Below are 20,944 nucleotides of genomic sequence, written 5' to 3'. Positions count from 1 at the left end.
ATGGAATTTCAAAATCTGCACGAAGTCCTACGCTCATTGTATGATGAGATGCTCCCACTGTCCGCCGATATGGCGGCAGTGGCTAAGGGCGTAGCCGGCTTGGGTGCTTTGTTCTATGTCGCCATAAAAGTATGGCAGGCATTGAGTAGAGCCGAACCCATAGATATGTACCCTTTGCTCCGTCCGTTCGCTTTGGGTATCTGTATTATGTTCTTTCCGACAATCGTGTTGGGAACAATCAATGCGGTACTAAGTCCGGTGGTACAGGGTACACACGATATTCTCGAAAATCAGGTGCTTGACCTGAACGAGTTGCAACAGAAAAAAGACCTGCTCGAACGGGAAGCGATGCTCCGCAATCCTGAAACGGCATATCTCGTAGATAATGAGGAGTTCGACGCAAAGCTCGAAGAATTGGGCTGGTCGCCGGGCGACCTGATTACTATGTCAGGTATGTATATGGACAGGTTTGCCTACCAAACCGAACAAGCCATTAAGAATTGGTTTCGCAACCTGCTCGAAGTGCTGTTTCAGGCTGCTGCATTGGTCGTCGATACGATACGAACATTCTTCCTGATAGTCCTGTCCATACTCGGACCAATAGCCTTTGCTATTTCCGTGTGGGACGGCTTTCAGAGTACGCTCACGCAGTGGCTCACAAGGTATGTGAGCGTTTACCTGTGGTTGCCCGTCGCCGACCTGTTCAGCTCAATGCTTGCTAAAATCCAATCCCTGATTATCGAAAAGGATATACAGATGTTGGCTGACCCGACCTACATACCCGATACGGGTAATACCGTGTACATCATCTTTATGATTATCGGCATCGTGGGGTACTTCACTGTACCGACCGTAACAGGCTGGGTAATTCAGGCTGGTGGTGCTGGAAACTTTACCCGAAATGTAAACCAAGCTGCTATGAAAGCCGGAAATGTCGCAAGTGCCGGAGCTGGTTCTGCTGCCGGAAATATCGGAGGGCAATTGCTTAAAAAATAATGTAAAACGAATAATCATTTAACAATGGAATTTAAAACGCTTAGAAATATTGAAAACAGCTTCCGTCAGATACGTCTGTATGCGATAGTGTTTGCCGTTCTCTGTATTGGCGTGGTAGGATTTGCCGTGTGGAAATCGTACAGCTTCGCCAACGAGCAACGCCAAAAAATCTATGTGCTGGACAACGGCAAATCTTTGATGCTTGCCTTATCACAAGATGCAAGCATTAACAGACCTGTGGAAGCAAGGGAACACGTTCGGAGATTTCACGAACTGTTTTTTACGCTTGCACCGGATAAGAATGCTATCGAGAGCAATATGGCAAGGGCATTCAACCTTGCCGACAAATCAGCCTTTGACTATTACAAAGACTTATCGGAGAAAGGTTATTACTCCCGTATCATATCGGGGAATGTTCAGCAACGCATTGAGGTCGATAGTGTCGTGTGCAACTTCGACAACTATCCCTATTCGGTGCGGACGTATGCGAAGCAATTTATCATACGGTCGAGTAACGTAACACGCCGTAACCTGATTACCTCCTGCTATCTCGTAAACTCCGTAAGGTCGGATAATAACCCACAGGGATTTAATATCGAAAAGTTTGCGGTGGTTGAAAATCGGGATATCGAAGTCATTGAACGCTAAAATTTACGGATATGGATAAGCTACTTGATTTAGACACATTCGCAAAAACATTGACTGACAAAGGTTATGACGGATATTTCCATACGGAAGCTGATTATCCGGGCAAAGTCAAAGAAAGTATCAACAGGTTTTTGGAGGCTTGTAAGAACGGTACGGACAAACCGCTGTATGCTGATAGCATTTCGCTAAAAACATATCTCGAATGGAACGGAGATGACAAACCCTATACTGATTGCTATATGCGTGTACGGTATGAAGACGGCAAATTCGATGTACAGAGTTTGGAAATTGAAAGGAAAGACCGTTACGGGCATTCAATGAAAAAATCGGAACTGACCAACCTTACAACGGGGTCGGTTCCGACCGCAAAGGAAGCCCTTTCCAAAGTCCTTGATACACCTAAACAACAGTTTTCTCCCCGAAAAAGAGGGTTTAAAATGTAGTAACCCTAAATAATAAGAGTATGAAAAAATTAAGGGAAAATATCGACAGGTTTTTTGACAGGCTGGACGAAAATTGGAGGGCAATGCCCGTTCGCAAACAGCACCAATATACGCTATACCTTTTTGTGGGCTACCTGCTAATGACCGTAGGAGTTGTTGCAAAAGTGTGGTACGATACAAGTCAGTCAAAAAACGATATGCACATCGACCATATCGAAAACCCTGTCCTGAAACAGAACGAAAACCCTGCAAGATTGCAGGACACATTAAAAACAATTTTAAAAAATCAGATTTATGAAAGAAAATGAAAAAAGGGTCAGCATTCTCGTTGAGGAGGGCGACCAAGTTGGTACTTCAAATCTTCCTGAAGATAAAAAGAACAACAAGGAAAAACTGAAAAAGCCATTGATTTTTGGTTTAATGGCAATCGTATTTGTTGGCTGTATGTATTTGATTTTTAAACCGTCAAAAGACAAAAAGGAAATCGAAAACATTGGTCTGAACGATGCCGTTCCGCAAGCTACGGGAGCTGGAATGCCCGACAATAAGGGCAAGGCTTACGAGCTTGAAATGCTCGAACAAAAAGAGCAAGAGAAACGCAATGCTTTGGCTACGCTTTCGGACTATTGGAATACGGACGATAAGGAAGAACCGATAGACGAATTTGCCCAAGAGGAAGAAAGCTACGGCTATGGTAATGGCGGTCGAAGTTCAGGGAGAAACGGGGGCAATCCTGCATTGAACAGCTACCGCAATATGCAAAGTACATTGGGGTCTTTCTATCAGGACGACAATTCGGAAACAATGGAACTCCGCAGACAGTTGGACGAACTCAAAGAGCAATTAGCGGAGCAAAATGTACCGAAACCAACAACCGTAGATGACCAGCTTGCATTAATGGAAAAATCGTATCAAATGGCAGCGAAATATCTTCCTGCTAATACGCCTGCAAGCTCCGCAGAAAATGCACCTGCAAACGGTACGGCAACAGGAACAACGGGGACAAATCAAAAGGAGCATTTTGTGGCGTTCACTCCGGCAAGGAAGAACACCGTATCAGCCTTGTACCGTGAACCTACGGACAGTGCCTTTTTAGCCGATTGGAGCGAAACCCGAAATCGGGGATTTTATACTGCTGGTGCTAAAGAGCAAATTGTACAACCTAAAAACAGTATTAGAGCCTGCGTACACGATGCACAAACGGTAGTTGGCGAAACAGGCGTAAGGTTACGGCTGTTAGAACCTGCAAAAACGCCAATCCGTACAATCCCACAGGGAACGATTGTAACAGCTAATGCGAAATTTCAGGGAGGGCGTTTGCAACTCAAAATAACCTCTATCGAATTGGAGGGCAATATCATTCCCGTAGATATAACCATTTACGATTTGGATGGTCAGCAGGGTTTGTACGTTCCGTATTCCCCCGAAATGAATGCACTTACAGAAATGGCTGGCAATATGAGCCAGACAGGTGGAACGAGTGTAATGCTGACACAAAATGCAGGACAACAAGTCGCTGCCGATTTAAGTCGTGGCGTGGTACAAGGAATTTCGGGCTATTTCGCCAAGAAAGTACGCACACCAAAAGTCACGCTAAAGGCAGGACACCAAGTATTCCTTGTATCAAAACAATAATTGTATAACTCAAATATTTAGACAAATGAAAAATCTTTTTAAAACCTTTTGGGCGGTTGCCCTGACTATCGGCTTTGCCGTACAATCTTTTGCACAGGATAGTGTAAATATCAAAACTCCGCTTGCTTTGGGCAAGATTGAGCCTTACAAAATGGAAGTAACCTACGATAAAACTTCGCATTTGATTTTCCCGACCGCCATTCGGTACGTGGATTTGGGAAGTGAATACCTGATTGCAGGAAAGGCGGAAGATGCGGAAAATGTATTGCGTGTAAAAGCTGCCGTAAGGAGTTTTGAAACCGAAACCAATTTTTCGGTCATTACCAATGACGGGCGTTATTACTCTTTTGATGTGTATTATAGTTCCTATCCCGATGCGTTGAGCTATGACCTGCTGACGATGCAAAAGGCAGTAGATAAAGCCAACGGTAATGATGTGCTTTTCGAGGAACTCGGAAACAATTCTCCGTCTTTGGCTGGTCTGCTTTTGGAAACGATTTACAAAAAAGACAAGCGTATCGTTAAGCATATCGGGGCTAAGAGCTTCGGCATTCAGTTTATCCTGAAAGGCATCTATATCCATAATGGTAAATATTATTTCCATACGGAATTAAGGAACAAAAGCAATGTACCGTTTGATATAGACTTTATCAATTTCAAAGTCGTGGATAAAAAGGTCGCTAAGCGTACCGTAGTACAGGAACGGGCATTGACACCGCTAAGAACCTACAAGCCATTAGAGGACGGTATTAACGGGAAATCTACCGAGCAAAATGTTTTTCTCTTAGACAAATTCACGATTGCCGATGATAAGGTTTTATTGATTGAGATTTTCGAGAAAAACGGCGGACGACACCAAACGCTTCAGGTGGAAAATTCGGACTTAATCAATGCCCGTGTAATCAGTGATATGCACTTGAAATTTTAATAACCTTTTAAAGCAAGAACAATGAAAAAGTATATCTATACCGTGATGCTACTCTTTGTGGCCATCACGGTTGCACAGGCACAACGAATGTTGCCAAAGCAAAAAGGATTGGAAGTGAGTACGGGCATTTTGTCCGATGATAAAATCGGTAACGATTATTATATCAATCTCGGAATGACCGTGAACGGCAAAAACGGTAATTATCAGATTTGGGCTTTGGAGTACACGCACCAATATCACGACTATAAAGACCAACGCATACCGCAGGAAACTTATACTGCTGAGGGCGGTTACAGTTTTTTCCTGCTGGGCGATGCCCGTAAGAATATTACGCTGAATGCAGGGATAACGGGCGTTGTCGGCTACGAAAGTATCAATCGTGGGGAAACGATGTTGTATGACGGTGCAAAGATAATGAGCGAGGATAATTTCATTTACGGAGCTGGCGGTCGCCTGACCTTTGAAACGTACCTATCAGACCGTTTTGTATTGATACTGCAAGGGCGTACAAAGGTCTTTTGGGGTACGGATTTGCGACAGTTCCGACCGTCCGCAGGGATTGGTTTAAGGTTTAATTTTTAAAACGTAAAACGATGATAGCAATATTTAATAAATTCAGAATAGGAATGTTGCCAATATATCTAATGCTGGCAATCCTGACAGGTTCTATTTCGCTGGTATCTTGTAGCAAAGATGACGAGCTTGAAATACAGAACGATTTTCCTTTTGAGGTCAATGTGATGCCCGTACCTAAAGAGGTCGCCAATGGGCAAACGGTAGAAATCAGAGTAACGATAAAGCGGAGCGGTAACTACCAAAATACGCAATACTATCTCCGCTACTTCCAATTTGACGGACAAGGCTCGTTGAGGTATTACGATGAACCTCCGTATCTGCCAAACGATTTGTACCCGTTACAATCGGAGCAATTCAGGTTGTATTATACTTCGGCTTCTACGGTATCACAATCCTTTGAAATTTGGATTTCCGACAGCTTTGGCAATGAGAAACAGATAAGTTTTCAGTTTAACAGTAGTGATTAAAACGACAGCAAATTAGATAAGCAAAAACCGACTTTCAACAGGTCGGTTTTTTACTTTTTAGCTTCCAATGTTAGGGGGTTTTGTTTAAATTTACGGTATTATAAATCATATAGCTATGGATACGGTTACAGCTCAATTAGTGTTTGGTATTTTTGTTATCGTTGTTGCGGTTGTACTTATCTATTGGATAAACCGCAGGAGGTTTTACAGGCGTAATGCTGCTGGTGTAGAAATGTTTTCGGGATATACTAAAGCTATATCTGTGCGTTTTTTAGAACGTATCGGCAAGTTGTTTGCCTATGGTCTTATTATTCTCGGAGTGGTCTGTATATGGACGTACACCCAAATGAAAAAGGATAAGGAAAAACAACCGATAGAAGCCCAAAGCACACGATAGTTTTTACCTTTATTTGGAGAACATTAAAAATAGTATGAACATAACAAGTACAATCGTTTATTTACCCGTAGCGTTTCCGGAGGTATCGGTAACATTCTACAAAAACCTATTCAGTGAAACGCCCGAAATATTTCTCGAAGACGGATTAATCATTGTGGAGCTTCCGAACCTTAATTTGTACCTGATAGACAAAAACAGATATGAAGCCTATTACATCCTGAAAACAGGTCGTAACGTTAAGGTTTCAAAGGACAATGTTTCTACGATTATCAGTTGTGTTTTGCCGTCCGAAGAAGATGTAAATATTGCGTTGGCAAATGTTTCAGCGTGTGGCGGAACGGTAACGAGCAAAGCGACAACAAACGAAGCACTCGGTATATATGCAGGGTATTTTTCAGACCCTGACGGGCATATATGGGAGCTGGCTTATTATCCACCCGAATATAACAGGGTTTTGAATTTCGTAAATCCCAACTAAACAAATAGGATAGCCCAAAAGGTTATCCTATTTGTTTTTTATTACGCCAAACACTGCCTTTCAAAGCCAAAGGGTGCAATCTTCCGCAACCCTGCAACAAGCCTTAATATCTTCGACTTCCACAGAAAAAATATGCAAACTATGGAAGTTATCGCAATAGCAAAATCCGCATTGGACGGAATGACGAATGATATAAAAGAGCTTTTGGAACTGACCGAAAACGCTACCAGTAAATATGACCCGATTTTCAAAGGGGAAAAGTGGCTCGACAATCAGGAGGTTTGTTTGATGATGAACATTACCAAACGGACTTTGCAGACCTATAAAGACAAGGGTTTACTGCCTTATTCCAAACTGAACCGCAAGAATTATTATAAACTCTCGGACGTACAGGCTTTGCTCGAAGCTGGCGAACCGTACAATACAAATGACAATGGATTTACTGACGAATGACACCGAAGAAATCGTAGCCTATCAGGAAATGATAACACGGTTACGAAACCGTATTGAGGATATACTGAAAAACTACCGTCCTGTAATGAATGGCGAAATCTATTTATCGGGCGAAGATGTATGCAGGCTGTTACATATCAGCAAACGCACTCTCCAGCAATACCGTGATGACAATATCCTGCCGTTTATTCAGGTTGGCGGTAAAATAATCTACAAGGAAAGTGATATTCTGACTATATTGGAGCAAAATTATATAACCAATAAAACGCATTGATTGTAATTAATTTCATTCCGATTATGTTTCAATCGGAACTACTTTAGTATATTTGTATTTGAAAATATAGACATTATTTAAAGTGTTTTTGCTTTAAAACTCGGTACTAAAAACTGGTAATTTTTCGTAACCCCGAGGCAATAAGTAAGAACGCTCACGCAATAGGCGTGGGCGTCCGCTTATTCGGGGTTCAGGGCGTACCAGTGCCTTAGTATCGGTAAGTGTGATTGCCTACGCTCTTTTTTTGGGTAGGTTCCACTAACAAAAGAAAAATTATCAGTTATGGACACAGGAAACAAACCCCACAAAAACAGTATTGCATTTATCAATGATAAAAGCCCTCTAATTGACATTATCTGCAATGACCTTACTGCTTCAGGAATTGAGATACTGTTCCGTTCGGAGAACATTCAGGACGGTTTAACTCAATTATCTGCTTTGACCGAACTCCCCAAAGCAATTATTATTGACCTCAACTTTGAGGATAAGAATGTGCTGGCACAAGTTCGGGAACTAAAGGCTAAATATCCAAGCATCAGATTAATTGGCTACGGAGATATTGATGATACAGATGAAACGGTACAGGCTCTTACGGAAATAGGAATAAAAAGCTATCTGCCTATTGGTAGCGATGCAGACGATTTTAAAAGAGTTATCGAGAAAGTATAAAATATCTGTCCTTAATAAAGCGACGTTCTTTTGCTTCTTTTCTTTGGTCGCAACGGAAAGAAAAGAAGTCCAAACAAGCACAACCTGTTTGATGAAATGTAGGGCAATGGGGTTGTGTAGAGATACATTTTGGCAAAGTGGTTGTACCAATTTAAACGCAAAAATGCGTTTCCGACCGAAGCGAGGAAGTGCATTTTTGCCCGATTTTTCGGGCTTTACCCAACCTTTATCGGTTGGGTGCGGTAGTCTTTCAGATTGTGGAAAAATCCCCTGTATTCCGTCATTCCATAGCGGAACAAATCCCAAAGCAAAGAGCAGCCCATTTGAGCCAATGAGCCGTTTATAAACAAATCCTGATGTTGCAATGCTTCGGCAAGTGAGCAACTTGGCGTATTGTCTTCCTGTTCGGATTGCTTCAGCAATTCGCCAAATTCTTCGGTAACAAAGGGCAGGTTTCCAACCGCTTCGTATTTATCCGAATTGGGTTGCTGTATCTCTCCAATAGTAGATAGTATCACTTGCCCTGTGTGCCTACTGTTCCCAAAGTCCAACCAATATTTTGGGGTATCTCGGTAATTTTTACGGTTGCCCAATACGTTCAATATTTCAGCAACGCCAAAACGTGCCTGTACGTTATCCACACAAGTAATGGTAATGGTTGCCTGTGCTTCTTCGGGTATCATTCCGAAATTATCCCTTTCAAATTTTCGGGTTTCGGCTTTCCAATTTGTACCGATACAACGGTTTACACGATTGATTAAAGCAACGGATTTGTACAATCCTGTTTCGCTTTCAAAAAATCGCTGTCTGCCCAAATTGGCAGTCGTGATAATATCATCGTCCCACAACCTTACGGAAAGTCCTGCGTGTTCTAAAGCCGTCAAACTTTCGTTTATCTCTAACAAGGCTGTCAGAACTTTTGAGCCTGTGCCACCTGCTCCGATAAGGTTTACCGTAATCGGATTGGTCGGATTTAACAGATAGTTATCTGTGAAATGTACTTTTGTTTTCTCTGCGTTCATCTGAATAGATTTTTAAGGGTTTTATTGTTCGGTTTTAATGCTTCATTCGGAAAGGGTTTGTGTGTATTTACAAGGTCTTTCCAAAGGTTTACAATGTTCTTTTTTGTAAGGTTACTGCACAATGAATGGCTGAAATAGGAATTGAAAAAATAATCTTCCCACGCCTGTACAAATTCCTCAACCGAAACCGAATTTTTAATATCAATACTTACCGTTCCCATACATACATTACCTTTTTCGTAAATGTTGAAAAACGGGGCGTAATGCAAAGGCGTTTTTTCTGTTGGTCTTCTGTCATTTGCCAAAGCAAATACAGTAAGACTGTTTTTACTCGCTAACCAAAGCATTGCAGGAACTTGTGCCGTTCCGTTGGGTATGCCCAAATCGTCCACGAAATAAAGTTGCTGTTTCTTTGCTTTGGTGTACCAAAGCACTGTACCGTTGTCGCTCGGATTGATATGCAGGATATTTGTAGGCAAAATTCCCTTTGGTTTTAAAAATGCCGTGTTCTTATCTTCATCGGTCTGTAAACACTTCGCCAAAATATTGGCTTCCTTTACGGTCAATGGGTGGGCGTTGATGGGGTTGCCGTCCTTATCCATATCGAAATGCTCCACATAGGTTTCTTTGTCCAGCCCTTTGTTTTGGTAAAAAACCAATGCAGATTTTGGAAAATAAAGCGTTCCGAAATTTGCGGTTATGTCTGTTAAATTATTCATTCTTCTGCTGTTTTATAGTTTCGTAATAATATTTTGAGGTCGTCCAATAGGTCAAACAAACGGTTTTCAAAATCGAGGTTTCCTGCGTTTATTTTCCTGCCGTCAAAGACTTTGGTAATACTCGGTTCTTCCAATGCTCCCAACTCGTTAAAGTCTGAATTGATACTTTCGACAAGGCTTTCAAATAACCAACCTTTGGTATCTGCCACGAATGAAATGTACCTTTCCATTCCTACATATTCGATACTGTCGTCATCGTATGGGTCTTGTTCGGGCATTGGTGCATTTCTGAAAATACTTGTGTTCGGGTATTCCGTGTATAGAGCAAAGACGTTACACGCTATCTGCCAACATTCTTTGTCGAATGTATCACGGCTATTAAATTGGCTCAAACGCTGTTCAAACTTATCTAAATTGGTGCGGTCAGATATTTCTAATTCCATTTTGTCGCCCATCATTTCGGATTGTTCAATCTCTTTTTTATTACACTCGCTTTCTTCCGCTTCTCCGTATTCTGCCCAATCCTTATACATTTCGTACAACTCATATAAGTAGGTGTTTTCGTCCCTGTAATACGGTATTCGGGCAAAATGGTATAAATAACTGCATACCGATAAAAGTAACTGTGCCGATTGCTTCCGCTGTTTGTCCTGCAACATTCTGAAAAGCGGTATTATAGGAATATAGAAAAGCGTTGTATTGGTTTTAAATCGTTCGTCAGTTACAAAATAGGTTTTCCTGCTGTCCTGTACCAATTTAAAGCCGTCCCAATTTATATTTGTCCGCTTCTGTTGGGTGTTCATATCCCACATAGCCAATACAATATTGTAAGGAAAGGCGTATTCTTGTCGGGTCGGCATTGGCTCAATGCTGTAATGCTCGGCAAGTTTGGAAAGGGACTGATAAAAATCCCTTTCCGTTTTCTGACAAGCCTGTACAGATTGTGCCGTTTTCAGTTTAGGCAGAAACGTACACTTTAGAAAACCATTGGTAGCATTGCTATCGGTACGGATTTCCGTTTGTCTTTCCGCACTTGGTCTGCGTCTTTTGGTTTTTGCATCCATTGTGCGAACTCGCCTAACTGTTGGTGCAACTTCTGTTGCCGTTGCTGTTCGGGTATGCTGATTGTTCCCGATATGATTTTGCGTTGCATAGTTCATTGTTTTACGGTTTTAAATTATCCTTTCGTACCCATTACGCTCTCAAAATGATATTCGACTGCATCGTCTTTTATCTTCGGTGCTGATACTTTTGCAGTCGTCAAAATCGGGTACATATTGGCGTAATAATTCATTACAGCTTCCACGCTCCACCGTGCTTCGGGGTCGGTCAGTCTGATGTCCTGTCCTTTATCTTTGAGTATAAAAACTCTCGGTAATACTGTTGCTAATAACATAACTTTTGATTTTTGGGTTAAATACTATTCTTCTTCGCCTGTTTCGTCAATGGGATAATCTGCTGTAACTTCTTCCGCTTGTGTCGGTGCTTCTTCTGTTGCTCCCATTGTTACGAATAGGTCGGGTGTAGCAAACTTTGCAGATAGTGAAGATTTGCGTTTGCGTATCTCGTCCGCTTTTTCGGGAAACTCCGAAATGTCGGGTACTTTTATCCACGCTTCACGGAACTTGCCCTCTTTTTCCAACTCGTCTGCCTTTGCCATACCGTCTTTGTACTTCTTGTCTTTGGCTTCTTTTTCCTTTTTAGCTTTCTCGGCTTTCTGCTTTTCCGCTTCGGATTGCAGTTTGACGATTTCCATTTGCTTCATAAAGGCTTCCATATCTACCATTACGCCCGATATGGTTTTGATAGGTGCGGTTATCTGCTCAAAAAATCCCTCGTCAAACTCCTGCGGTGTGGCGTTGAATGTCAAAGGGGGAATGAGGTTTTTTGCACTATCTCCGCATTGCTCATTATTGAGCAATACAGTTACGATTAGGTTGTTTTCCGTGCCTTTGGTTATTGTCAGTTGTAAATTACCTGTAAAATCCAACTGTGCTATCTGATTGAAAAAATTTGTGTTCATTGTTCTGAAATTTTAATGTGTTCGTTAATTTGTGATTTCTGCTATCTCGTCTATCCTGCCATAAATAAAACTGCGTAGGCTCGTTTTGTCGGGTGCATTGTATTCGTGCCAACTTCCGTACTGTTTCACTACATAGGTTTTTAGAATATCCTCAAACCCAAACCTATAACCCATTAGGGGAATAGCTGTGCGGAAAAAACCATTGTAGTTTACTTCTCTTGCAATCCAATTTTTATCGGCTCTGCTCAACTTCTCGCCCTTGTTCAGTTTTTCCCTTAACTGATAAGCCTTTGCGGTTTTCAGCGTTTCCAATTCGGGCACTTCGTGGCTGACAAATTTTGTTGCTATTGCTTTCGTTTCCATTGTAACTGCTTTTAAATGTTATGCGTTTATTCTTTGGTATAAACTCCGTTTACATAGTAGCCAAATGACTTTTCCCAAAGGCGTACTAAACCGTCCGTGTCTATATAAAAATGCTCTGTACGATTGCAGTAAATAATAAATACGCTTTCGTTTTTGTGCTTCTTTTCAAGGCTCTTGGCTCTTGCCAAATTTTTGGCTTCCTCTATTGTTGTCGCTTTCATAATTCAATTTTTTAGTAGGCTACTACCGATTAAGGCAGTAGCCTATGGTTATTTAATTAAGATTGAGGATTTCCGCACCGTCCTTTGAAAACTCCGTACATAGGTCAAACGCTTTCTGTGATTTCAGTTGGGCAGTACCTCCTAACACGATACTTTGCAACTTGGCTTCGTCATTACTGTACTTGCGTACATTCTGAAAGTAGCGTGGGATAAGCTCCTGACGCCTTATCGATATTACTATCGGTAGGTTTCCCTGAACTCTCCCCCGAACCGTACGTACAACTCTCGCTGTATACGGCTCTCCACATAATATATGCAGTCTATTCACCGTTGTGGATTTTTCTATGGCAATCGTGACAGACCGCCAGTGTTTTCCTTCTTCTTGCCATCATGACCAACTCCCAAGGTTGCTTGCCCTCGACATCTTTCATTTTCCTGATGTGGTGCATTTCCAATTGTCCATTTGCCTCACATAACTCGCATTTCTCTGCTTTCAATCTGTCAATCAAGCTTGTAATAGACCTTGTGAAGTATACATCTGGGTGGTTATCCACCTTGTTGTCTTTAATAGCTTCGGTGTTTCTTTTGAAACCTTTGTTATAGAATACACGTTTGAGAGTTTTGCCCTTTTTGTTTTTATAGAATACAGTAAAGTCCTTGTCATGCATGTATTTGTTGAGGATTTTATGTACAGATGACTTGTACTTGGCCGCAAAGGTTCGGTACAGGCTGTATTCCATGATATAACCAAAGTGATTAATCTGTTTGAGATTGTTCACTAATGAATAGTAATTGTAAAAGCCCCGTACTTCAGAGTTGTATCTTGTTAAGATTTCGAGGTCATCGTTATTTATAAGTGAACCTCTATGCAATGGTTTCCAGACTTCTTTACCATTGTGATATTTTACCTGTACCCGACGGTAGTAGAGTAATTTTTTCAGTATGGTTGAACGGGACACCCTTAGCATAACTCGTTTGTTGTGGGCTTTCTTTAAAAAGCCATTCTTGTCTCTCATGCGCAAGTCAGACCTTTGGACAGTGATTTCATAACCGAGGAATATTGCAGGTTTCTTTGAATGGGTAATCAGTGTCTTTTCGTCTGAAAGAGACAGCTTTAATTTTTCATTTAAGAAGTTTTTAATATCCTCTTTAATGAGCTTGCATTCGTCTTTTGAACCGATGACACCTATTATAAAGTCATCTGCGTACCTCACATATTTCAATCGCCTGTAGTTTGCATCCATTTCGTTGCAGCGTTCGATAGAAAGTCTTTTTATCTCAAGCATTCTAATCTCCTTTTTCAGGAGCACTCTCTCATTTTCATCTTTTTCAAGTTTCAATTTCCCGAGCAGATAGGATTTTCGGTATACATTATTCTTGGCAATCTTTGTAATTTGTCGCCTCTTTCCCTTGTCGAACCTTGTAGCATAATCTTTCATGTACTTATCCAGTTTATCAAGGTAGATATTTGCCAGTATGGGGCTTATAATACCACCTTGTGGAGTTCCACTGTAAGTTCTGTGATAGACCCAATCTTCAATGTATCCCGCATTAAGGAACTTCCGTATAAGTCTGATGAACCTGTCATCTGTTATCCGTTCCCGTAAGATGTTCAGCAGTACCTCATGATTGATATTATCGAAGAAACCTTTAATGTCCCCTTCAATGAACCATGCTGCGCCGCTAAAAGTCTTTTTGACCTGTACCAGTGCAGTATGGCAACTCCTCTGAGGTCTGAAACCGTGAGAGCTATATTCAAACTGCTTCTCGAATATGGCTTCAAGTATCATCCGAATAACCTCCTGCACCAATTTATCGTCAAAAGACGGAATACCTAAAGGGCGTTTCTGACCATTTTTCTTGGCTATATAAACCCTTCGTGATGGATTGGGCTGATACGTTTCATCTCTGATAGTATCAATTAGCTTTTCAATCCGTTGTAAGCTCATACCGTCAATTGTGGTATCATTTGAGCCTTTGGTCATGTTTCCTGCTTTAGCATAGATCTTTTGGTAAGCAGTGTAGTACATTTCCACATTGAAAAGAATGCGATAGAGCCTTTCAAATTTGTAACCTGAAATTCTACTATGCTTCGATAGACTGTTTAATACAGATTCTGGATTTCTCATAATGTCTCTCACATTTTCCTTTATTTGTATTAAAAATATTAGCTGCCTCCCTTCGCCATGTACAGGGCTTTCCCCTGCTCGGACTACTACGGAGGCTCCGTTGCCATGTCGGATATTCAGAGACTGCTCTCATAGCCACGCCAGTGGCTTTCCGATTTAGGTCAATCCCCGTTTAGAAGTGCAATAACATAGCTCGATTAGATTGTCGGATATGACTTATCCTTTACTACTTATTGTAGTCGTGCCGATAGTCTGTTCATGCCCTACTTCCAAACAGGCGAGAAGTGGGTACTATCAGAGTGACGATTTTAGTTGCCTTACGTCAATGCTAGTGCCGTTGCCACTCGGATCATCATTCAATCAGATTCGATTTTATCCTCATATCTATTCATTTCATCTTCCCAATTCAGTCGCAACCTGACAACTGGTTGACTTTTTGGATTCACCGACATGCTACACTCCCTGTCCAGTTTCCCTTCCAGATAAGTCGGTTGATGATAGGCTTCAAAGAACACTCGCCTAATACCTCGCTACAGGTATATTTATTGCACATCCAGTACGGGCGCATCTGTAACAGCATTGTACGCTCCGAATAGTGTACCCTTTGTAGTTTCCATTTGCTGTGTGTCGCTCATCATTGCATATTCAAAAGCGTCATTAACGGTATTTTTGAACACGGTGGAAACTTCATCTTCCGCACCTTTTTGGAGTAAATCAAGGGTTTCTTTATTCGGGCAAAGTGCTAACTGTATCAACTTTTTAACCTCTCGGTCTGATACCCTTACCTTTGCCCAATCGTTGAAAATGCCCTGTAATTGGTCGCTCAACGTGTTGGCTAATCCCATAATCTTGTGGGCGTTCTCGATACGTTGTTTTGCTCCCGAAGTGTGTTTGATACGCACTACATTTGTCATATTCCGCAAACTTGCGTTTAAGGTATTTTGGCATACGATACGGATAGGCGTAAACGCTGCGGTAATACTTCCGCTTCCGTCGTGGCTTGTGGTTAGGAAGATGTATTTTTCTGTAACATCATCGCCATTACCTACACGGATATAATCGGGTAATTTGGCTGTAATAAAAATGCGTTCCCCTTTGCCCAATGCTCCTGCGGTTTCGTATAAAATACCGTCCCCACCGCCTACGATAGCATCAAAGAAATTGAACGCTTCACGGTTTTGTACGATATGGTAATCTTTCCCGACTACGCCCAATACTGCATTATTATCGGTGCGAATGTTGGCGAAATAGTTAGGTACTTCCAATTCGGTACTGCCTAACTCAATACCCTGTGCAGTTTCAATAAATCCCGAACCTTTGGTAAATAGTGGGGATTTTACAACTTCGTAATCTAACCCTGCGTGTTTGATTGCTTCCTCGCTTGTCGGATATTGCTCTACGAGTTGCCCCAAACCGTGCCACGCTTTTTGCTGTACTGTAAAGAAACTGTACTTTCCTGTTCTCTCGTTGAAATTTAGATTGTGTGCCATTTTGATAAAATTTTGATGTTTAAAAAATTGATTGAATACTTATTTTTAGAATGGTAGGTCGTCCTCTGTTCCCTCTGCTGTAAATCCGTTGTTTTCATATTGTGCAGTAGCCTGTACGGTTTCGGCTCTGTTTCCTCCGCCGTGCAATTTGATTTGTGAGGTATGGAAATTCAAACCTGCTCTCGCTTCTCCGTCTTTGCCTGTCCACGCTCTTGTGCTTACACGTCCTGTGAGTTCTACCAAAGTGCCTTTTGTCAGTAGCCTTGCCACGTTTGCACTAATCCAATAGGCACAATCGAAGTAAGCCGTTTGCTCTACCCATTCGCCCTGTCTGTTTTTGTAGCCGTCATTTACCGCTACGGAAAAGTTTACTACCTGTTTTTCGTTCGACAATGTGCGTACTTCCGCATTTCTTGTCAGTCTGCCTGTGATGTTCATTTTTTCTGATTTTTAGTGATTGATATTTGATTTAATTTTTTTTGATTTATTCGGTAATGAGAGGAGGTGCTGTTTCGTTTCATTACCATTTTCAATGCTTATAATTTTCATAACTGACATTTTTTTTATTCGTCCAAAGAGCCGGAGTATGCTATGTTTCGTTTCACGAGCATTAAAGGTTCGTGTTTAGGCGACACAAGGTTTTGGAAAACAAATACTACCCAACGGGTGGAGATTTTTTTCCAAACTTGCTTGACCTTTTGGCGGCGTTAAGAACACGGAAATACCTTTGCTCTTGAAATGGGACAATAGTGCATACAGGCTTCTTTGAATAAAAAAAATGTGGAAGCCGAGAAAATTGCATTAGAAGATGGTCTGTCTTGAATTGAAATAACACTTCTATTTCCCTTAATTGATAAATGTTTTTTTTAGTTAGGTGGCTTCCAAAGCCACGCTGATAGGGATTTTAAAAATGTCGAAAAGTGGAATGAGCGGAGGGACGTTTTTCAAATTTCTGTTTCAGATATAGCCGAAAGCTCTTTTACTGCGAGGGGATTAGAAAGGGTGGTAAATGTGCTTTGGGTATAAAAAATTGAGGCAAAAAAAAACAGAGCCGTTAAGCTCTGTTCAAAAAAATGTTTATGAATTTAATTAGATAGCCATTAAAAATGCTTCTTCCATTGCTTTAAATTTCGGAGTTACCAAATCCATATCCTTACTGATTTTTTGGCTGGTAATCTTCGCATAAATTTGTGTAGTAGATATATTTTTATGCCCCATCATTTTGCTAAGACTTTCGAGAGGTACGCCCTCGGTCAAAAACATTGTTCCGAAAGTATGCCTTGCCGTGTGGAAAGTTACTTTTTGCTCCGTAATAATTTCTGCATTTTCAATCAACTTAGCGACGTGCTTATTACAAGTCGCATTGGTTGGGATAGGGAATATAAACTCATTACGGGTAGTGCCGATATACTTTTCAATGATACGTTTTGGAATATCCATTAGACGAACATTGGAAGCAACGTCTGATTTCTTTCTACGGCTGATAATCCATTGATGCCCGTCAAAGAATGATTGTATATTGCTCCTTTTTAATTTCTTAATATCTGCATACGCAAGCCCTGTAAAACAACTGAAAATAAACAGGTCTTTTACAACTTCATACCGTTTGTGCGGAGGCTTACTAAGCATTAGTTTCTCAACGTCCTCTTTCAATATGTAACCTCGGTCGGTTTCCTCCATACTGATTTCGTAATCCTCAAAAGGATAATCACGTATCAGCCCTTTTTTAATCGCTAACTCCGCCAAAGCCAAAACAGGCATTGTGTACACCCAAATAGTATTATGGCTTAACTGTAAATCATAGCGGAGGTAAAAATCAAACTCACGGATAAAATCGTTATTCAATTCACGAAAAGCCATATCGTCACGATGATACCGTAACTCTATGAAGTTGGAAAGATGATTGTAAACTGTGATGTACTTATTGTAAGTACCCTCTGAACGTTCTTCCTTTTCGACCAATTTTTTAAATTGTTCGTTTTGGTCGTTGAAAACTTTTAGGATAGCATCGTCCATTACACCAACACCCAAAAAGGAGAGCTTCACTTTCTGCGAAGTGGCAAAGCCCTCGTGTTTGAGCATATCTTCATAAATCGTATCAATACGACCTCGAATGTTGTCTAATTTCTTGTTTACTTTTAATGCTTCTGCACTTTTGCCTAAAACTCTACCGAATTTTAAATCCCAATTATCAGCGTTAATTTCTAACTTTGTTCCGAAAGTTTTAGGCACTCCGTCAATGGTAATACGTGCCATAATCGGAGCATTACCATTCTTTTTTGGTTCGTTCTTTTTCAGGTAGAAAAGCAATTTAAACGTTGACCTTTTTGTCTGTTCCATAACCACAATGTTTAATGTTTAAAATTAAATTACATTGAGTTACAAGGAAACGTAAAAAGGGGTGCAAAAGACTGAAATATAATCAGTTAGATTTGGGTAGTTACCGACTGAATTGGTAACGATTTAGGAACCTAACTTTGTATTTTCCAGCCCAAAACCTATCGGACAGAGAGTTCTCAAAAAAGACTACACTTTTATAAAGCATTGTATAATAACGGGGTTAACCGTTTTGCCTATCTTTGCTTTTTATTAATCTTTTTTATATAAAATAAATAATTTTTAAAAAAAATGCGCTTACAATGTTTTGCATAATATAATTTTTGCTTATATTTGTGAATCGAAATAATTTTTTTTCATCATTTGTGTTTTTTTAAGGTCTCCATTCGTGGAGACCTTTTTATTTTCAATTGCATCATAATTGAATATTATCTATTGAAGTGGAAAAATAATTGAAATGTGAAATATTTCTTTTTTTAATAGAGCTGATTTCTTTTAAATAAAGGAATGCGTGAAGTTTTGCAATGTTAATAATTCCCTTTTTTAAATATTGATGCTTTTTATAAAATAGGAACTATTGAATGGTCTTAATAAAATCTGTTGGCCTGAACTGCATCACCGCCTGAAAGCTTCTGGTGAATGCCTGAACACTCTTATACCCTACTTCATAGGCTGTTTCTGAAATTGTAAGCGTTCCCGAACTTAACAATTCCAGACTTTTAATGATACGAAGCATCTGCTGGTATTTGCTTAAAGTAAGTCCTGTTTCTTTTTTGAAAATTCGTTCCAGGGTACGGAAGGAAAGAAAAGCTGCATCACTGAGATCTTCCATCTTGATTTCATTCAGGTAATGGCTGTGAAGATGTTCTATGACTTTGGTAAGGCGCTTGTCTTTTGGAAGACAGATGTGAAGGGTCAGGGAATGTTTTACAAACTGAGGGAGTTCATTAAACAATGTTTTCAGAAAAAGGGTTTCATTATAATCTGAAATCATCAGCTTTGACCATTTCTCGGAATATTTAATCATTTCTTTTAAAACCGGAGGAACGGAAAATACACTGATCTCATGATAAAAAGGATTGTCCGTACTGATATCTGCAAACATTATCATCAGCTTAATTTTTTCAGAATGGGAATTAGTTTTGTGAACAGCATTCGGAGGAATCCATACAGCGTGATTCTGCGGAAGAAGATAAATTTTTTCTTCAATAGTGATATACTGGAAGCCGCTTTCCACATAGACCAGCTGTCCTTTCTGATGGTGATGAAAAACATCATCATGAACCCAGTTTTCTTCAAACCAGACGAAATAAGGCTTCTTCAGTTCATCAATTTTTATACTGTCGTTTGTGTTCATGTCGTTTCAGGTTAAAACTTTGGCAAAGTTAAACAAAATTACTATACTAATTTTGCACAAAAGTTTTAGTTATGATGAAGAATGAAGTAAAAAAGAATGATTCGTATGTTTTATTGATCATTAATGTTCTGGTAGTTATATTGATTTCCAGCAATCTCCGCTCCCCAATTGTTGCAGTTGCGCCTGTGTTGGGAGAAGTAAGAGATGCCTTGCATCTGGACAATTTTCAGGTGAGTTTACTGACTTCTATTCCACTTTTTATGTTTGCTGCCTGTTCTGTACTTGTCAGTAGATTTTCCAATAAGTTCGGAATCAGTAAACTGCTGATGTATTCTCTGATTATTTTAAGCTTTGGTTTATTTTTAAGAATAAGCGGATCTCTTTGGCTTTTATTTTTAGGTTCTCTATTCATTGGCTTGGGAATATGCATTGGTAATGTAGTTACTCCCGGATATGTTAAAAACAATTTCCCAAAGCAGATTGGTCTCATGACAGGCATTTTTGCTGTATCGATGAATCTTACAGCAGCTCTGGCTTCAGGATTTAGCGTGAAAATCGGAGAATGGACAGGATTCGGATGGAAAGGTTCCCTGGGAATATGGCTGGTGATTGCGGCATTGGGTTTTATGGTTTTATCATTGGAATTCATATTCAATAAAAGAAATCCTGATCAGCCCAAAACGGCGCTCAGTACTTCAGATTTTAATATGTTCAGATCTGCTCAGGCATGGAATATCAGTATTTTTATGGGACTGCAGTCTTTATTTTATTACTGTCTGGTAGCCTGGCTGCCTTCATTTCTTGCTGATTTTCATATGCAGGGCGAAAGTTCAGGCTGGGTGTTTTTTGTGATTCAGATTACGATGATTCCCGTAACGTTCTGTTGTCCGATTATTGCCAGTAAAATGAAAGACCAGAGAGCTATGATCCTTTTTATCTGCACTCTGATGTTCGGAAGTACGATGATGTTTGTCTTCCTGAAGTCTCAATGGATTTACTTAAATGCAGTGATCATAGGGATTTCCAATGGATTGTCTTTCAGTTTATCCATTCTGTTCTTTTCCACGAGAACGAAAAGCAGCATCAATGCGGTTAAAATATCAGGGATGGCACAGTCGGTAGGATATCTGATTGCTGCTTTTGGGCCTCCGTTATTTGGTAAACTGCATGACTGGGATATTTCCTGGAATAGTTCGTTTTATTTATTGAGTTCGGCAGTATTGTTAATGCTCTATTTTGGGATGAAGGCTGCGAGAAATAAATATGTAGAAGATTAAGACATAAGTTTAAAGGATAGAAGGTAATTAATCATTGCCTTC

Annotated in this window: 25 protein-coding genes and 2 pseudogenes; 14 read left to right on the top strand and 13 right to left on the bottom strand. The window is 40.4% G+C overall.

Annotation, left to right across the window (positions count from 1 at the left end):
• From traJ to EL165_RS03405, 13 genes are all read left to right on the top strand, one after another.
• Positions 1–996, top strand: coding sequence for a conjugative transposon protein TraJ (traJ, locus tag EL165_RS03465; protein WP_002979440.1), 996 nt, complete (start codon positions 1–3; stop codon positions 994–996).
• Between the two features lie 24 nt (positions 997–1,020).
• On the top strand, positions 1,021–1,644 hold the full coding sequence (gene traK, locus EL165_RS03460) for a conjugative transposon protein TraK (protein ID WP_002979441.1): 624 nt from the start codon (positions 1,021–1,023) through the stop codon (positions 1,642–1,644).
• An 11-nt stretch (positions 1,645–1,655) separates the two neighbouring features.
• Complete coding sequence (locus EL165_RS03455) at positions 1,656–2,087, top strand: hypothetical protein (protein WP_002979442.1); 432 nt, start codon at positions 1,656–1,658, stop codon at positions 2,085–2,087.
• A 20-nt stretch (positions 2,088–2,107) separates the two neighbouring features.
• Positions 2,108–2,395 (top strand): hypothetical protein, encoded by a 288-nt coding sequence (locus EL165_RS03450; protein ID WP_002979443.1) that lies wholly within the window; start codon positions 2,108–2,110, stop codon positions 2,393–2,395.
• Positions 2,382–3,722 carry a conjugative transposon protein TraM gene (gene traM, locus EL165_RS03445; RefSeq protein ID WP_002979444.1) on the top strand — a complete coding sequence of 447 codons (1,341 nt, stop codon included), beginning with the start codon at positions 2,382–2,384 and terminating at the stop codon, positions 3,720–3,722. Before EL165_RS03450 ends, traM begins: the two co-directional genes overlap by 14 nt.
• A gap of 25 nt (positions 3,723–3,747) precedes the next feature.
• Positions 3,748–4,650 carry a conjugative transposon protein TraN gene (traN, locus tag EL165_RS03440; RefSeq protein WP_024564683.1) on the top strand — a complete coding sequence of 301 codons (903 nt, stop codon included), beginning with the start codon at positions 3,748–3,750 and terminating at the stop codon, positions 4,648–4,650.
• Positions 4,651–4,671: 21 nt separating this feature from the next.
• Positions 4,672–5,232 carry a conjugal transfer protein TraO gene (locus EL165_RS03435; protein ID WP_002979446.1) on the top strand — a complete coding sequence of 187 codons (561 nt, stop codon included), beginning with the start codon at positions 4,672–4,674 and terminating at the stop codon, positions 5,230–5,232.
• An 11-nt stretch (positions 5,233–5,243) separates the two neighbouring features.
• Complete coding sequence (locus tag EL165_RS03430) at positions 5,244–5,693, top strand: DUF3872 domain-containing protein (protein ID WP_002979447.1); 450 nt, start codon at positions 5,244–5,246, stop codon at positions 5,691–5,693.
• A gap of 115 nt (positions 5,694–5,808) precedes the next feature.
• Complete coding sequence (locus EL165_RS03425) at positions 5,809–6,090, top strand: hypothetical protein (RefSeq protein ID WP_002979448.1); 282 nt, start codon at positions 5,809–5,811, stop codon at positions 6,088–6,090.
• A 34-nt stretch (positions 6,091–6,124) separates the two neighbouring features.
• Positions 6,125–6,568 carry a VOC family protein gene (locus tag EL165_RS03420; protein WP_002979449.1) on the top strand — a complete coding sequence of 148 codons (444 nt, stop codon included), beginning with the start codon at positions 6,125–6,127 and terminating at the stop codon, positions 6,566–6,568.
• A 141-nt stretch (positions 6,569–6,709) separates the two neighbouring features.
• Positions 6,710–7,021, top strand: a complete 312-nt coding sequence (locus tag EL165_RS03415) for a helix-turn-helix domain-containing protein (RefSeq protein WP_041461486.1) — start codon at positions 6,710–6,712, stop codon at positions 7,019–7,021.
• Entirely contained in the window at positions 7,002–7,295 is a 294-nt protein-coding gene (locus tag EL165_RS03410) for a helix-turn-helix domain-containing protein (RefSeq protein WP_002979451.1), read from the top strand. Before EL165_RS03415 ends, EL165_RS03410 begins: the two co-directional genes overlap by 20 nt.
• A 282-nt stretch (positions 7,296–7,577) precedes the next feature.
• Positions 7,578–7,964 carry a response regulator gene (locus EL165_RS03405; RefSeq protein ID WP_002979452.1) on the top strand — a complete coding sequence of 129 codons (387 nt, stop codon included), beginning with the start codon at positions 7,578–7,580 and terminating at the stop codon, positions 7,962–7,964.
• Positions 7,965–8,179: 215 nt separating this feature from the next.
• Here the strand turns inward: EL165_RS03405 and EL165_RS03400 are convergent, their stop codons facing one another.
• From EL165_RS03400 to EL165_RS03335, 13 genes and pseudogenes are all read right to left on the bottom strand, one after another.
• A complete protein-coding gene (locus tag EL165_RS03400; RefSeq protein WP_002979453.1) occupies positions 8,180–8,986 on the bottom strand; it encodes a PRTRC system ThiF family protein in 807 nt (268 codons plus the stop codon).
• Positions 8,983–9,705 (bottom strand): PRTRC system protein B, encoded by a 723-nt coding sequence (locus tag EL165_RS03395; protein ID WP_002979454.1) that lies wholly within the window; start codon positions 9,703–9,705, stop codon positions 8,983–8,985. The genes EL165_RS03400 and EL165_RS03395 overlap by 4 nt, the downstream gene beginning before the upstream one ends.
• Positions 9,702–10,865, bottom strand: a complete 1,164-nt coding sequence (locus EL165_RS03390; RefSeq protein WP_002979456.1) for a hypothetical protein — start codon at positions 10,863–10,865, stop codon at positions 9,702–9,704. The genes EL165_RS03395 and EL165_RS03390 overlap by 4 nt, the downstream gene beginning before the upstream one ends.
• Before the next feature lie 17 nt (positions 10,866–10,882).
• Positions 10,883–11,101, bottom strand: a complete 219-nt coding sequence (locus tag EL165_RS03385) for a PRTRC system protein C (RefSeq protein ID WP_002979457.1) — start codon at positions 11,099–11,101, stop codon at positions 10,883–10,885.
• A 24-nt stretch (positions 11,102–11,125) separates the two neighbouring features.
• A complete protein-coding gene (locus tag EL165_RS03380) occupies positions 11,126–11,728 on the bottom strand; it encodes a PRTRC system protein E (RefSeq protein WP_002979459.1) in 603 nt (200 codons plus the stop codon).
• Positions 11,729–11,752: 24 nt separating this feature from the next.
• The gene (locus EL165_RS03375; protein WP_002979461.1) at positions 11,753–12,091 is read right to left on the bottom strand and encodes a hypothetical protein; all 339 of its coding nucleotides are present in this window, start codon (positions 12,089–12,091) and stop codon (positions 11,753–11,755) included.
• Between the two features lie 26 nt (positions 12,092–12,117).
• On the bottom strand, positions 12,118–12,312 hold the full coding sequence (locus EL165_RS03370; protein WP_002979463.1) for a hypothetical protein: 195 nt from the start codon (positions 12,310–12,312) through the stop codon (positions 12,118–12,120).
• A 52-nt stretch (positions 12,313–12,364) separates the two neighbouring features.
• Positions 12,365–12,514 (bottom strand): annotated as a pseudogene (locus EL165_RS26170) (DUF932 domain-containing protein); the annotation flags it as partial.
• Between the two features lie 118 nt (positions 12,515–12,632).
• Positions 12,633–14,441: a reverse transcriptase/maturase family protein gene (locus EL165_RS03360; RefSeq protein ID WP_002979465.1), complete on the bottom strand. Its 1,809-nt coding sequence runs from the start codon at positions 14,439–14,441 to the stop codon at positions 12,633–12,635.
• Between the two features lie 569 nt (positions 14,442–15,010).
• Positions 15,011–15,931: pseudogene (locus tag EL165_RS03355) on the bottom strand (DUF932 domain-containing protein); the annotation flags it as partial.
• Between the two features lie 45 nt (positions 15,932–15,976).
• On the bottom strand, positions 15,977–16,369 hold the full coding sequence (locus tag EL165_RS03350; RefSeq protein WP_002979472.1) for a single-stranded DNA-binding protein: 393 nt from the start codon (positions 16,367–16,369) through the stop codon (positions 15,977–15,979).
• A 651-nt stretch (positions 16,370–17,020) separates the two neighbouring features.
• Positions 17,021–18,271, bottom strand: coding sequence for a site-specific integrase (locus EL165_RS03340; protein WP_002979474.1), 1,251 nt, complete (start codon positions 18,269–18,271; stop codon positions 17,021–17,023).
• A gap of 571 nt (positions 18,272–18,842) precedes the next feature.
• Positions 18,843–19,625, bottom strand: coding sequence for an AraC family transcriptional regulator (locus tag EL165_RS03335; protein WP_002979476.1), 783 nt, complete (start codon positions 19,623–19,625; stop codon positions 18,843–18,845).
• 71 nt (positions 19,626–19,696) lie between these two features.
• Here EL165_RS03335 and EL165_RS03330 point away from each other — a divergent pair, with 71 nt between their 5' ends.
• Positions 19,697–20,902: a CynX/NimT family MFS transporter gene (locus tag EL165_RS03330; protein ID WP_228370524.1), complete on the top strand. Its 1,206-nt coding sequence runs from the start codon at positions 19,697–19,699 to the stop codon at positions 20,900–20,902.
• The last annotated feature ends 42 nt before the right edge of the window (positions 20,903–20,944 follow it).

It is taken from the genome of Chryseobacterium gleum, assembly GCF_900636535.1.
Taxonomy (GTDB): domain Bacteria; phylum Bacteroidota; class Bacteroidia; order Flavobacteriales; family Weeksellaceae; genus Chryseobacterium; species Chryseobacterium gleum.
The sequence above is the reverse complement of the archived record's forward strand: the minus strand, read 5'-3'. Positions and strand labels throughout refer to the sequence as shown.